This is a genomic window from Oceaniglobus sp. K40-3 (assembly GCF_055808395.1).
The window spans coordinates 95,019-108,570 of the sequence record NZ_JBVVRW010000002.1 but is presented as its reverse complement, the minus strand read 5'-3'; the positions used below and the strand labels follow the sequence as shown (position 1 = coordinate 108,570).

Below are 13,552 nucleotides of genomic sequence, written 5' to 3'. Positions count from 1 at the left end.
GCTGGCGCGGGCGGTCATCCCGCCGATGATGCGGTCGTTTTCCACCAGTTCACGCACCACCTGACCGGGCAGCACCCGCTCGGGGCAATGGGCAATCTGCACATCGGCATCGTCGCCTGCATCCTGCGGAAAGGACAGCCCGGGGCACGCCGCGGCCAGCCATGCCGCCATCTGATCGGTGGCGCCAATGGGCGAGGTGCTTTCCAGGATCACCAGATCGCCCTTTTTCAGCACCGGCGCGATCATGTTCGCGGCGGATTCGATATAGGAGAGGTCGGGTTCGTGATCGCCCCTGAACGGTGTCGGCACGGCGATGATGAAGGCCTCGGCGGGTTCCGGCGTCAGGGTCGCGCGCAGCTTGCCGTTTTCCACCGCCTTGCGGACGATGCCGTCCAGTTCCGGTTCAACGATATGGATTTCACCCCGGTTGATCGTGTCCACGACCCGCGGCGACACATCGACACCGATGACTTCGGTGCCATGGGCGGCAAAGACGCCGGCGGTGGGCAGGCCGATATAGCCGAGACCGATCATGGAAATACGATCAAACATGAGAACCTCTTTCATGAGAGTGGGGATCGGCCGGCCCGAAACCGGCCGGTCGGGGATCAGTTGGATTGCGCCGCGCCTTCGGCGGCCAGCGCATCGGCAATGCGCTGTGCGGCATGGCCGTCGCCATAAGGGTTGAGCGCGCGCGCCATGGCGCCATAGGCCGCGGGATCGTTCAGCAGGCTCAGCGCCTCGCGGGTCAGCTTTTCGGCGTCGGTGCCCACCAGACGCACGGTGCCCGCCGCCACCGCCTCGGGGCGTTCGGTGGTGTTGCGCATCACCAGAACCGGTTTGCCAAGGCTGGGCGCCTCTTCCTGCACGCCGCCGGAATCCGTGATCACGATATGGGCCCGGCGCATCAGCCAGACGAACGGCAAGTAATCCTGCGGGTCGATCAGATGCACATTTTCGGCCGGTCCGAGGATCCGGTTCACCGGTTCCTGCACATTGGGGTTCAGGTGGACGGGATACACGATCTGGGCATCGCCCTGCTGCGAGATGTCGCGCAGCGCGGTGCAGATCCGTTCAAACCCGTCGCCGAAATTCTCGCGCCGGTGGCCGGTGACCAGAACCATGCGCCGCCCCTCTTGCAGAAACGGGAACCGCGCGGCCATCTTTGCATCAAGGTCCGGATCCGCATCGAACTGCGCCACGACTTCGTGCAGGGCGTCGATCACGGTGTTGCCGGTGACCATGATCCTGTCGTCGGCCACGTTTTCGGCCAGCAGGCTGGCGCGGGCGGTTTCGGTGGGCGCATAATGGCGCGTGGCGATCCGCCCCACCAGTGAACGGTTCATTTCCTCGGGCCAGGGGGCATAGATGTCGCCGGTGCGCAGACCGGCCTCGACATGGCCGACCTCGACCTTGGCATAGAACGCGGCAAGGGCGGCGGCCATGGTGGTGGTGGTGTCCCCATGCACCAGAAGACGGTCGAACCCGCCATCCCTGAGAATGTCGCGCAGGGCCGACAGGATGCGGGCGGTGATATCGGTCAGATCCTGACCCGGCTGCATGATATCAAGATCGAAATCGGGCTTGATCGCGAACAGTTCCAGCACCTGATCCAGCATCTCGCGGTGTTGGGCGGTGACGCAGACCCGGGCGTCGATGCCGGGTGTCTGCTGCAGGCGCTTGACCACCGGGGCCATCTTGATGGCTTCGGGGCGGGTGCCGAAAACAATGAGTATCTTCATAATTCAAAAGCCTTGAAAAAGGTATTTCAAGCTGTAGCGATGTACCAGTTTGACCTGTAAAGACAACCCAAAAGACCGGCCTTTCAGCCCGGCAGAGATGCGCCGGCAGCCATGGTTTACAAACCTTGTCTTGGCTGGCCCGCCACCCTAAGACAGGGCATTATCGAGCTGAGGATATATATTCAGATGAGCCGGACCTATTTTGGAACCGACGGCATTCGTGGACGTGCCAACACCGGGGCGATGACCGCCGCCTTCATGGTTGATCTTGCTGCCGCCGTGGGCACCTATTTCAAGGCCAGCGCCCAGACCCGCCGCGTGGTGATCGGCAAGGACACCCGGCGGTCGGGCTATATGCTGGAAAACGCGCTGACGGCGGGGTTCACGGCCGCCGGCATGGATGTTTTCGCGCTGGGGCCCTTGCCGACACCGGCCGTGGGGCTTTTGACCCATTCCATGCGCGCCGATCTGGGGGTGATGATCTCGGCCAGCCACAATCCCCATTACGACAACGGGATCAAGTTCTTCGGCCCCGACGGGTTCAAGCTGAGCGACCAGATCGAACATGACATCGAAGCCCTGCTGGCGACCGGGGAATTCGATATCGACCCCGACCATATCGGCCGGGTGACGCGGCTGAACGATTCCGCCTCGCGCTATGTGGAATATGCCAAGACGACAGTGCCTGACCGGGTGCGCCTGAACGGGCTGAAGGTGGTGCTGGATTGCGCCAACGGGGCCGCCTATAAAGCCGCGCCAAAGGTGCTGTGGGAACTGGGCGCCGAGGTGATTTCCATGGGCGTTTCGCCCGATGGTTACAACATCAACAAGGATTGCGGTTCGACCCGGCCCGGGGCCGCGGCGCAGATGATCCGCGACACCGGCGCCGATATCGGCATCTGCCTGGACGGCGACGCGGACCGGATCATCGTGCTGGACGAAACCGGCACCGTGGTGGACGGCGATCAGATCATGGGCCTGCTGGCCACCCGCTGGGCGGCATCGGGGCGGCTGAACCACAATACGCTGGTGTCCACCGTGATGTCGAACCTGGGGTTGGAAAACCATCTGTCAGGGCAGGGCATCACCCTGAAACGCACCGGCGTGGGCGACCGCTATGTGGTGCAGGAAATGCGCGATGGCGGGTACAATCTTGGTGGCGAACAATCGGGCCATATCGTGCTGACCGATCACGCCACCACCGGCGACGGGCTGGTTGCCGGGTTGCAGGTGCTGGCGATGCTCAAGGAAAGCGGCGATCCGGCCAGCCGCCTGCTGCGCGTGTTCAACCCGGTGCCCCAGATCCTGGAAAACATCCGCTTCGCCCCCGGCACCGACCCGCTGAGCGACCCCGCCGTCTGCGACGCCATCGCCCACGGCGAAACACAACTGGGCGACACAGGCCGCCTCCTGATCCGCAAATCCGGAACCGAACCCCTCATCCGCCTCATGGGCGAAGGCCCCGACCAAAACAAACTGCAAAGCATAATCAAAAATATCGCCGACCTGATAAGGTGACAGGATATCGACCTGCTTTGGGATCGTCATATCCGTTCGGATGGGGCCTGGCGCAGGGAAGGGCACGATCGGGTGCCGTGAATTTGAAGAACCGCCGTTTGGCGCATTACAGATATATGGATTTGAACGATGGATGACTCTCTTGACCGCGCACAGGTCGGACTTGCCGATGCGGATGCACGTCAGAGCGCAGGTCTGGTACAGGCGGCTCTGGCTCTGGCTCAGGTTGGCCGGGTCGAATCCGAAGCGCGCATTCTGCGCCAGGCCGCCCTTTTGGCACCGACGACCGAAACCCTGAAGGCCTGGCTGGACAGCGCCGAGCGGGTTCACGACAGCGCAGGTGCGGTGCAGGCGCTGACGGCGCTGGAAGCGCAGGTGCAGGACAGCCAGGAAATGCAGTCTCTTCGGGATCGCAGGATGCGCTTTTTCGGCTCGCGCACGGGGGCGGTGCCGCGCATCGCGGGCATCATGGATGAATTCACCACGGCCAGTTTCCGCCCGGAATGCGTGTTCCTGCCGCTGTTGCCCGACACCGCCATCCGGCAACTGGAACAGTTCAAACCCGATTTCGTCTTTGTCGAATCCGCCTGGCACGGCAACAACGAAGCCTGGAGCCGCCTTGTCAGCACCACCTCGGATCCGCTGTGCGAGATGCTGGCCTGGTGCCGGGACAACGGCGTGCCCTCGATCTTCTGGAACAAGGAAGATCCGGTGCATTTCAGCACCTTCCTGCCCACCGCGTCATTGTGCGACTATGTCTTCACCACCGACATGGACTGCATTCCGGCCTACAAGGATGCCGTCGGCCATGACCGGGTGTTCCTGCTGCCCTTTGCCGCCCAGCCCCAGCAGCACAACCCGATCGCCACGATGGAGCGCAAGGACGCCTTCAACTTCGCGGGTTCCTATTATCTGCGCTATCCCGAACGCCAGCGCGACATTGCCGCCATCCTCGACACGGTCAAGGAACTGCGCCCGGTTGAAATCTATGACCGTAACCATGGCGGAAATCACCCCCACTATCAGTTCCCTGACGAGTATCAGAGCCTGATCCTGGGGCGGTTGCCGTTCTCCGAGATCGACAAGGCCTATAAAGGCTATCGATACGGCATCAACATGAACACGATCAAGCAATCGCAGACGATGTTCGCGCGCCGGGTGTACGAGCTGATGGCCTCGGGCACCGTGGTGGTCAGCAACTTTTCGCGCGGGGTGCGGATGCTGTTCGGCGATCTGGTGATCTGTTCGGACAAGCGCGACCGGCTGGCAGAACCCCTGCGTGCCTTGGCCAATGACGATCTGCGATACCGCAAATTCCGTCTCCTGGGTCTGCGCAAGGTGATGTACGAACACACCTATGCCGCGCGGCTTGCCTATATCATGGCCAAGATCCGCGGCGAGGCGTACCGCCCCGATCAACCCGGTGTTGCCATCCTCGCCGTCGCGCGGACCCGTGCCGAGACCGATGCCATCCTGACGGCATTCGCCAGGCAAACCCTGAACGACAGGCATTTGTTTCTTGTGGCCGGGGAAAATGCGGCGCCTGCGGATATGCCTGAAAACGTTTCGGTCTGTCCTGACACTACGGCCTTGCAGAAGGCGCTTGCATCTTTGCCCGATACGTTCGCCTTCTGGGGCGGGATGCATGCAGATGACCATTACGGCGCGAATTACCTGATGGATCTGGTGCTGACCGCGCGCTACAGCGATGCCGAAGGGTTCGGGAAGGCCAGCCATTACCGCACCGCCAATGGCATCACGGCCTTGCAGAACGAAACCCTGCGCTATCGCGAAACCGACAGCCTGCCGTTGCGTGCGGGCCTGCTGGCGCGGGTGCATCTGACGCCGCAGCGGATGCAAAGCATTCTTGACGATCCGGCCAACGCACGGGTTGAACAGCACCGGATCATGGGGATCGACGAATTCAACTATTGCCGGGACGGTGCGGGCGATGCGGCTGTCGCTTCTCTGGTTGATGATATCGACCTGCCGCTCACGGGGTTGTCGAGCGCAAAGCTCTACGGCGCGGCCGAACGCCTGACCCCCGCGCCGATGCGCAAGAAGCCCCGCGCCGACGGACAGCCGATGCTGCGCGCGCGCGATTTCTTCAGCGCCGCACTGGTGTCGAAATCCATGCCCCTGATCAAGAAAATGGCGGGGGACCGGCTTGAGGTGATCAGCGAGGTCAACACCGAAAAAGCCGTCTACCTCTGGATGAAAAATAAACTATCCCGCGACTCTCTGGGCCTGATCGACGAAAGCACACTGTCCTTCGAGTTGGAGCATGATCTGAAAGTGGGTCAGCTGGTGTGCGAATTCTATCGCGCCGACAACACCAAGATCGCCCATTCGATGCTGGGCGCGGGCAGTCACGCGCTGGCCCTGCCGCGTGATTGTACGCAGTTGCGCTTTGGACTGCGGGTGCTGGGCATCGGATCGTTGCGGATCGGTGACATCGTTTTCGGCGCCGAAAGCGACATGCCCCCCGCCATCGTGGGGTCCTCTGATACGCTGGTTCTGACCAAGCAATATCCGTCCTATGATGATCTCTATAAATACGGCTTCCTGCACAGCCGGGTGCGCGCCTATCGGGATGCGGGCGTGGGAGTGGACGTATTCCGCCTTAACATGGATGGAGCCGCCCCCTATCGAGAGTTCGAGAACGTCGACGTCGCCAGCGGCGACAGCGAACTGTTGGACGCGACGCTGGCCACCGGACAGTACCGTCAGGTTCTGGTGCATTTGTTGGATCGCCAGATGTGGGAGATCCTCAAAAAATATACGGACCATGTAAAGGTCACGATCTGGCTGCATGGCGCGGAGATCCAGGCATGGCAACGCCGGTCCTATGAATTCTCTCATATGACGCCTGCCGAGATCGACCGCCAGAAAAAGCTGAGCGCAAATCGAATGCGGTTGTGGGACGAGGTGTTCTCTGATCCATCGCCAAATCTGCGCTATGTATCGGTCTCAAAGAACTTCATGGATGAGGTTGAAGAGGACGTCGGAAAGGCGCCGCCGGATGAAAAGGTTTCGATCATCCATAATTACATAGATGGTTCGGTGTTCGACTACGTTCCTAAAAATAAGACGCAGCGCGGCATGGTGCTTTCCATTCGCCCCTATGCGAACCGCAAGTATGCCAATGATCTGTCGGTTGCGGCAATTCTTGAGTTATCCAAACGCCCGGTTTTCGAAAACCTTCAATTCCATCTGGCCGGTGACGGCGATTTGTTCGAAGAGACGACAGCCGCACTTTCAGGGTTTTCAAATGTCGAGATCAAGAAAGGCTTTCTCTCGCATGCCGAGATCGCGGCACTTCATAAAACATATGGAGTTTTTCTGACCCCCACGAGGATGGACAGCCAAGGCGTGTCACGCGACGAAGCAATGGCATCCGGTTTGGTACCTGTCACGTCGCGGGTTGCCGCAATTCCTGAATTCGTAGATGAGAACTGCGGCTTTCTGGCTCCACCGGAGAATTATATTCAACTGGCCGATGCCATCGAAACGCTTTACAACGACGCGGACCGGTTTTTGAAGATGTCCGAGGCCGCAGCAGAGCGGGTGCGCCGACAGTCCGGGTTTGGCCAGACGATCAAGAGAGAGATCGAATCGATAGCAGGCGAAAAGATATATCACAAAAATATAATCAATGAGAAGGAGTCAGAGGAATGAATAAGGATTTGGGGATTTGTATAATCGGTGGCTTCCCACGTGCTGGAACCCGACAGCTTTGTGATATCCTGAATGCACACCCCGACATTAACTTGAAGAATGAAGTCTACTCAAGATCTTTTCAGAAAGCGGCGGACCTCATGGGGCAGGTCGATAGCGATCACGCCGGGCGAACCTTTGAGAAATCATACAAGAGACAGCGTACAAGATCATCTCTGAACATAATTGCATCCATAACAAAAGGAGGAAATCCTCCGTTTTCACGAAATTTGAAGGTTGCCGGCTTTAAATGCCCAAGAATTGAGAGATCGAAGAATGCAATAGACGTTCTGTTTTCCGGTGAGGATATCGTGTTCTTTTATTGTGTTCGGAGGATTTCAGAAAATTACCTGTCGGCCAAATCTGTATTCGACGCTACGCCGGAGGAATTCTGTGATGGAACTGTCAGATCTTTGCTTGGATTCCAAAAAATCCAGAGCGACAAGAGATACACTCCACACGTGATATCTTTGGAAGAGCTAATTTCGTCCAAAGATAAGGGCGACTTCTTGGCGCGTAACGTTTTTTCGGCACTTTCCGAGCATGTGACTGTCGACCCCACCAAAGCAGCTCTGCTTTTCGATTCCACAAACAACAGTAATGATACAAAGTCCTATGGTAGGCGGCGGATCGAAACTATTTCCGACGAGGAACGAGAATATTTCAATTCGAGATCAGACTTGCGACAACTCATCTTGGAGCTCGAAAAGAAGTGGTCCAAGTCGATTTGGGATTTCTGAGTCAATTGTCGTGCGATGAACCATCAAGAGCTTTGAACAACATGTCGAACCTAACCTATATCGACGCCGCAAACATTCTGACGCAATATCTTCCGGCGCCCGACGAAGCCGTAAAGCAGAAGGCGAACGACATCGTCCTGGGGCGGGCGATTTCGGTACACAGTTACCGTGATGTTCCGATTGTCGATAGTTTTTGGCAAAGCGGCGATCTGGCGAACCGGACCTGGCAGTTCTCGATGCACAGCTTCGCGCCGCTCGATGCGCTCATGGCGGTGGGTTCGTGGGGGACGGTGGCGGTTCTGGTGCGCGACTGGATCAAGACCTACGGCACTGTCGATCCTGAAAACCTGGGCCTGTTTCCCTGGCATGACCATGCCACGGCCCTGCGGCTTGACCGGCTTTCGATCATGCAGCTGGCCGAAAGTGGGCCGGATTTCCCCGATCTGGCCCGGGTTCACGGCGACCTGTTGCTGCGCGAGGATTTCTACAGCAAACACACCAACCACGGGTTCGATCAGGCGCTGTCGCTCTTGCTGGCCTCCGAGGCGTTCACCGGTTTCTACGACACGTCGCACTGGCGCCGGGTGGCCCTCGACCGGCTGACCGGGGAACTGGACTTCGCCTTCAACCACGAAGGCGTGCATGTGGAAAACAGCCCCGCCTATCATGTGGGCATGACCGCAAACGTCGTGCGGGCGCGGTTCCTGAAAAAGGCGCTGGGGGTCGAGTCGGACTTTGATTTCGATGCCCTGCTGAACAAGGCGATGTTGTTCACGGCCTGGATGCTTGGCCCCGACCGCAAACTGGCGCTTTTGGGCGATTCCACGGACCGGGGCGGCATGCCCCCGCCCGAGCTGAGCGAGCTTGAGAACTTCGCGCATGTTGCCTGGGCCTCGACGGGCGGCACCGAGGGCGCGCCCGTGGAAAGCAACATTGCCGTCTATCCCCATGCCGGTTACGCGATCTATCGCTCGGACTGGCGGAACTGGCGCGATCATGTCCATCTGGTGATGAAATCGGGGTTTCTCAGCCGGTATCATCGCCAGGACGATGATCTGAACATCCTGTTGCAGGGGTACGGCGAACACTGGTTGATCGACAGCGGACTTTACAATCACAACCAGACCGACCCGGTGCGCATCTACATGCGTTCGGCGCTGGCGCACAATGTGCCGTTCGTGCGGGATTGCCCGGTCGGGCGGCGCATCCCCGGCAAGGAAGATGCCCCCACGCTTGTGCTGGACGACGCCGCCGGGGACAACGTGATTGCCGTTTTGCGGGCAACGACGAATATGTATCGGGATGCGCAGATCAGCCGAACCGTGACCATCGAGGATGCGGACACTTTTCAGATCGTCGACCAGATCACCCACAAGGGGAAAGACCCCGGTACATTCATCCAGTTTCACGTACCGGCCGACAAGAAGGTCAGCGTGACTCCGAAGATGGCCAGGATCGAAGGGAGCAGAAAGCAGCTCACGATCCGCGTTGCCGCGGGCGAAGTCGGCGCGTGCAGGGTCTATTCCGGCATGGATGGCCCGTTCAAGAGCACTCAGAGCAGCGTGCACAATGTTCACGCCGCAACCCAGGTCATCGTGTTCGGCCCGGTCAAGGGCAGGCGCGTCCGCTTTCGGGTCGAATTCGTCTGATCCGTCGGGGCAGGGCGCGCGCCACATGGGATTGCTATCATCAGGCGTGTGGCGTTGCGGGCGAAGTTTCCGGCCCGTGAAATCGCGCGGCGAAAGGCGCCCCATGGCGCCATCCATGGTATTGTCTGCAAACAGGGCTTGATCACGACGGATACTATAGGGGGCGGTCGGAGAGGGATCATGGGAAAACACGATGCTGTCGCGGCGCTTGTTGTTACAATGAACTGCGATAACCGCCCTGGTTTGCGGCACTCTGTCATGCCCAATAAGGTTTCATTATCGGACGCCAAGACGCTTTCGCAAAAAGCCTGAAATGTCGTTTTAGTTTTATGGGTGGATTCGCCCCAAATCACCTCTCTCGTCGAGGAAGTTTCCACTCAATCGGTGGACGGGGCTCATGCTCAATCTTTGGACTCGTTTTGTCGCTCCGTCAACAGAGTGCTTTTCTTTGCCGATCGCGGACATCTGACTCCGGGGCCGTATCGGGGCGGCCCGGCGGAACAGCCTGTGTGCTGCCTCGGGCATGTCAGCGTCCGAACCGAGGCCTTCCCCGAACAGATTGTGCAGAATGACCAGCGTCAGGGCGCGCCACCGCACCGATAGATTCTGGAGCGGTGCCTGCGAACTCACGACCGCCCGCGCCTCCAAAGGACAGTTCCATCCCGGCTGATCGAACCAGAGCGCAAGAACGGGCCGGGCCGCATCCACCCGATCGAGCGGCGCCCACAAGGTGCGGATCGCATATTCGAGGCGCGTTAGACGGTCATCGTCGCCTATGACAACCTTCCGCACCTGACGTTGTAGGTCGAGAACAACCGCGGTGAATTCTGCGGACGCGAGACCCGCTGCCTCCCCCACCCTGCCGGTGAGCTGGACGTCGCATCTGCTGCAGAAGGGACGCTGCAGGCCGTTGCGCATTTGACAGGAAATCCGCAAATGGCCGCGGCAAGCAGGGCAGCGATCATGGAGCATCTCGCCGTGGGTCGGGCAGGCGACATGTTCGGCCAACTTCCAGTCTGCGCGCATGTAGCAATTCCGCCCGGTAGCGTGGTCGGCATCGAAACAACCGAGGCAGGCCGGTACTCCAGCCCTCTCCAGAAACCATGTCGACAGGCGATCAGGATGCCGAGATGTCAGGGAAAGCCGGCTGAGCCGCCCGGGGTCGACCCTTGTGGCCCTTGCCCAAAGCCGGAGAACGAACGGATCAGGCGCGATGTCGTCGATCTGACGGAACGCCCTCCCCTGCCCCGCCAGAAAGGCTGTCAACGTGGAAGCTTCGAGGCCATAGCGACCGGCAACCCGCGTCATCCACGATGAAAGCAGTTCGTCGCGATTTGGGCGGGGCGCGACGGGCAGCCGAAGCGCGCCCTTCATCCCGAAATCGGTACCGGCTGTTTGCGCCGCAAACGGCTGCGCGGGGTTTGCGTCATCGACACCAGCGGCAACACCAGATCGTTCCCAAAACTCTCCGCATCGAGCCGCTCCTTGCCCGTTCGCACCGCCTCTTCCGCCGCCGTCTCGATCAGTCGGCAGATCCGCGCCGTCACGCCGGACGTCAGAGCGTGGATCCGGGCTCTGGCTTCAGCGCTGATCAGATCGGAAGGTTTGCGCAGCGGCAGGATGCGCTCGAAGCTTTTCAGAAGCCCGGCAAAAGCGGCATCGTTCTTCCATGGCTTGAGGTGGAAGGCCTCAAACCGCTCGGCCAGTTGTGCATCGGTCAGCAAGGCTTGGCGGGCCAGGTCCGTCCCGGCGCAAACCAGCGGGATCCGCAAATCGTTGGCCAGAAACCTTATGGCGTTGAGAAAGATGCGCTGCTGCCGGTACGTCCCGGCCAGCATGCCGTTCACCTCGTCGAGAATAATCATCTTCGCCCCGACCGTGCGCAAGAGCGAGCGGCAGACATCCTTTTCGCGGGCGAGCGTGCCGCCCGCCAATGCCGGCGCGCCCATGCTGGCCAGCAACTCGCGGTAGAGATCGCGCTCGATCGGCTCTGACGGCACCTGCGTGACCACCACAAGACGACGATCGACTCCGGTGACCTGACAGAACTTGGCTGGGTGATCGCGTTCGAACTTGCGCACGATCTTGGTCTTGCCCATGCCGGTATCGCCATAAATCAACAGGCACGGCATCCGGTCTCGGGCTGGATAGGTGAGCAGGTTTTCCAGCCGCGCCAGCGCCGCCCCGGCCTGATCGAAGCCGATCCAGCGGTCGGCTCTGATCCAGGCGATCCGTTCTTCATCCGACAGCTGCGCAAACCGCCGATAGGCCGGATCGAGATGCGCAAGCGGCTCACCTTCGCTCACGACCACTCCTCCACCTCGAACCCCGGGTGGTTCTTGAGCGCGTTCTCGCTCTTCTCAGCCTCCGGTGCCGTGTCCTCGATCTCGTAATCCCCGGCACCGTCAAGTGCCCGGTCCCGCCGTTCGGCGCTCCTCCGGGCCTCCCGCGTCATGCCGGAAGCGGCATCGACGAGGGCCCGCTGTTCCTCGATCACTTGAAATATCAGCTCTTCATCCTCCAATGACCGCCCGCGGCTCGCGCAACAGCGTCTGCGCGCGGCGATGCTCTGCCAGAGTGATCGGTGGATGCCGCAAATCGGCGAACCGCACCGGATAGCGTTGGCCGTCAGGGCTTCGCACGAACACCGTCGAAAGGTCGCGAGGATCGTAGGACACGCGCAATTGCCGGTCCTGCCGACCGGCCCAGAGGCTCAGGATGTCGTCCCAGTAGCGCAATCCGAAGAGGTGGATGCCGTCGCGCCGCACCATGCGTTCAGCACTTGGCAGGAAATCGATCCGAAACTCTTTAGGATCATAGGGCTGGCGCAGGGACGTCTCGCGCCGCCCATAGGCCTCGTGCCAGGCCGCAATCGGCGGAACGCCGAGGGACCTGTGCCGCTCGGCATGGTAGCGGGTGATTTCCAGCGCCAGCCACCGCTCCAGCTCGTCCAGCGTCATCGCGGAATTCGCGACTGAATCGTAGTCGCCGCGATCCTTGATGCTGCTGAAGGTCGATCCGGGCAGCAGATGCACGGCGCCCATCATCGTCCCGATCAACCGCTCGATATGACCCCCATAATGTGGCGCACCGATCGGTCGATACTGAAGAGATATCCCATGTTCCTCGGCACCCCGCTTCATAGCCTTGGAGCGGAATTCCTTGGCATTATCGACATGGATCGTTTCGGGCAGACCCGCCGCAGGCCAGCTTGCATCAATGCCCAAACCGTCCAACCAATCCTGTTTCGGCTGGACCAAATGCTGGATAGCCAAAGACACAGACAAGGCAGAAGGCGGCTCCAACGTCAGGTAGATCCCTGCAACCATACGGCTGGCGACATCGATGGCCAACGTCAGCCAGGGCCGTTGCAAGGGCTGTCGGTACACCCGATCTACAACGATGACATCCACCAGCGTGTGATCAATCTGGACGACCTCGAAGGCCCGCTCGATCTGATAGGTCCCGGGCACAGGATGATAGCGGCTACGGGCGGCCTTGGCCCCCTCACGGGCGGCTACCAGTTCGGCAGGGTCAATCGCCGCAACACGGTCGCGCAGCGTCGTCCAGCACGGCACGCGCAGGTCGCGCTGTCTGCAGCGCCTGCGCACTTCCTTTTGCAATGCGTTGATGCTCGGTTTCTGCGGCGACTTGAAGAAGTCTTCAATCGCCCCTGCAATCACCGCTTCGACCTCTTCCGGCAAACGACGGCCTCCGGCCCGAGCACCAGCCCCGGACGCCAGAAGCGAGCTGGTGAGAGGGCGCGTCCTGTAGGCTTGGATCAACTGGTACAGCCGGGATCTCCTGATCCCAAGTTCGCGGCAAGCCTTAAGGAATTCGGCGCGGGCTATACGAGGTTGTTCCGCAAGTTGGCGGACCACCGCCTCCCGGGCGACCGCTTGCTCCCAAGCCTCGTCATCCGCCGCGACAATGTCAGATTTGTTCATCATGGCCAAACCATAAAAACAGTATCAAAAGTCCAGCGATTCACCTAGAATCCACAAATGAAGCATGAACTTGAATCTCCCAGAGTCAATGACTTAGAGTCCAACGATGAAACAAGAACGACATGAAACACCACCACGGCCTGACATCAGAGATTTCAACGCTTTGGGTTCATGGTCGGACCTGCTTGCGATCAGCCCCCTCGGCCCTGATGCGGGCACCGTCCGGTCCGGCCCTGCGA

10 protein-coding genes are annotated in these 13,552 nt (G+C 60.1%); 4 read left to right on the top strand and 6 right to left on the bottom strand.

Going from position 1 to position 13,552, the window contains the following annotated elements; genetic code table 11:
- Together AC0L7P_RS18440 and wecB are read right to left on the bottom strand one after the other, a co-directional pair.
- Window positions 1-552, bottom strand: a 552-nt coding sequence (locus AC0L7P_RS18440) for an NAD(P)-binding domain-containing protein (protein ID WP_473435626.1), incomplete at its 3' end; no start/stop codon positions are given.
- 56 nt (window positions 553-608) lie between these two features.
- A complete protein-coding gene (gene wecB / locus AC0L7P_RS18435; RefSeq protein ID WP_473435590.1) occupies window positions 609-1,742 on the bottom strand; it encodes a non-hydrolyzing UDP-N-acetylglucosamine 2-epimerase in 1,134 nt (377 codons plus the stop codon).
- Window positions 1,743-1,928: 186 nt separating this feature from the next.
- Here wecB and glmM point away from each other — a divergent pair, with 186 nt between their 5' ends.
- The 4 genes from glmM to AC0L7P_RS18415 all read left to right on the top strand — a co-directional run bounded on the left by glmM (window position 1,929) and on the right by AC0L7P_RS18415 (window position 9,366).
- Window positions 1,929-3,260 carry a phosphoglucosamine mutase gene (gene glmM, locus AC0L7P_RS18430; protein ID WP_473435625.1) on the top strand — a complete coding sequence of 444 codons (1,332 nt, stop codon included), beginning with the start codon at window positions 1,929-1,931 and terminating at the stop codon, window positions 3,258-3,260.
- A 129-nt stretch (window positions 3,261-3,389) separates the two neighbouring features.
- Window positions 3,390-6,938 carry a glycosyltransferase family protein gene (locus AC0L7P_RS18425; RefSeq protein ID WP_473435624.1) on the top strand — a complete coding sequence of 1,183 codons (3,549 nt, stop codon included), beginning with the start codon at window positions 3,390-3,392 and terminating at the stop codon, window positions 6,936-6,938.
- Entirely contained in the window at window positions 6,935-7,717 is a 783-nt protein-coding gene (locus AC0L7P_RS18420; protein WP_473435623.1) for a hypothetical protein, read from the top strand. Before AC0L7P_RS18425 ends, AC0L7P_RS18420 begins: the two co-directional genes overlap by 4 nt.
- Before the next feature lie 41 nt (window positions 7,718-7,758).
- Entirely contained in the window at window positions 7,759-9,366 is a 1,608-nt protein-coding gene (locus tag AC0L7P_RS18415) for a heparinase II/III domain-containing protein (protein WP_473435622.1), read from the top strand.
- 327 nt (window positions 9,367-9,693) lie between these two features.
- Here AC0L7P_RS18415 and AC0L7P_RS18410 read toward each other — a convergent pair whose 3' ends face one another.
- Genes AC0L7P_RS18410 through AC0L7P_RS18395 form a run of 4 tightly spaced genes read right to left on the bottom strand, consistent with a single transcriptional unit; the run spans window position 9,694 to window position 13,316 of the window.
- Window positions 9,694-10,740, bottom strand: coding sequence for a TniQ family protein (locus AC0L7P_RS18410; RefSeq protein WP_473435621.1), 1,047 nt, complete (start codon window positions 10,738-10,740; stop codon window positions 9,694-9,696).
- Window positions 10,737-11,678: a TniB family NTP-binding protein gene (locus AC0L7P_RS18405; RefSeq protein WP_473435620.1), complete on the bottom strand. Its 942-nt coding sequence runs from the start codon at window positions 11,676-11,678 to the stop codon at window positions 10,737-10,739. Before AC0L7P_RS18405 ends, AC0L7P_RS18410 begins: the two co-directional genes overlap by 4 nt.
- A complete protein-coding gene (locus AC0L7P_RS18400; protein ID WP_473435619.1) occupies window positions 11,669-11,890 on the bottom strand; it encodes a hypothetical protein in 222 nt (73 codons plus the stop codon). Before AC0L7P_RS18400 ends, AC0L7P_RS18405 begins: the two co-directional genes overlap by 10 nt.
- Window positions 11,880-13,316, bottom strand: a complete 1,437-nt coding sequence (locus AC0L7P_RS18395) for a transposase (protein WP_473435618.1) — start codon at window positions 13,314-13,316, stop codon at window positions 11,880-11,882. Before AC0L7P_RS18395 ends, AC0L7P_RS18400 begins: the two co-directional genes overlap by 11 nt.
- Between the last annotated feature and the right edge of the window lie 236 nt (window positions 13,317-13,552).

Excerpts from the sequence above, each read along its gene's own strand:
- AC0L7P_RS18415 (WP_473435622.1), top strand. The coding sequence starts at position 7,759 with ATGTCGAACCTAACCTATATCGACGCCGCAAACATTCTGACGCAATAT.
- AC0L7P_RS18395 (WP_473435618.1), bottom strand. The coding sequence starts at position 13,316 with ATGATGAACAAATCTGACATTGTCGCGGCGGATGACGAGGCTTGGGAG.
- AC0L7P_RS18410 (WP_473435621.1), bottom strand. The coding sequence starts at position 10,740 with ATGAAGGGCGCGCTTCGGCTGCCCGTCGCGCCCCGCCCAAATCGCGAC.
- wecB (WP_473435590.1), bottom strand. The coding sequence starts at position 1,742 with ATGAAGATACTCATTGTTTTCGGCACCCGCCCCGAAGCCATCAAGATG.
- AC0L7P_RS18420 (WP_473435623.1), top strand. The coding sequence starts at position 6,935 with ATGAATAAGGATTTGGGGATTTGTATAATCGGTGGCTTCCCACGTGCT.
- AC0L7P_RS18425 (WP_473435624.1), top strand. The coding sequence starts at position 3,390 with ATGGATGACTCTCTTGACCGCGCACAGGTCGGACTTGCCGATGCGGAT.
- glmM (WP_473435625.1), top strand. The coding sequence starts at position 1,929 with ATGAGCCGGACCTATTTTGGAACCGACGGCATTCGTGGACGTGCCAAC.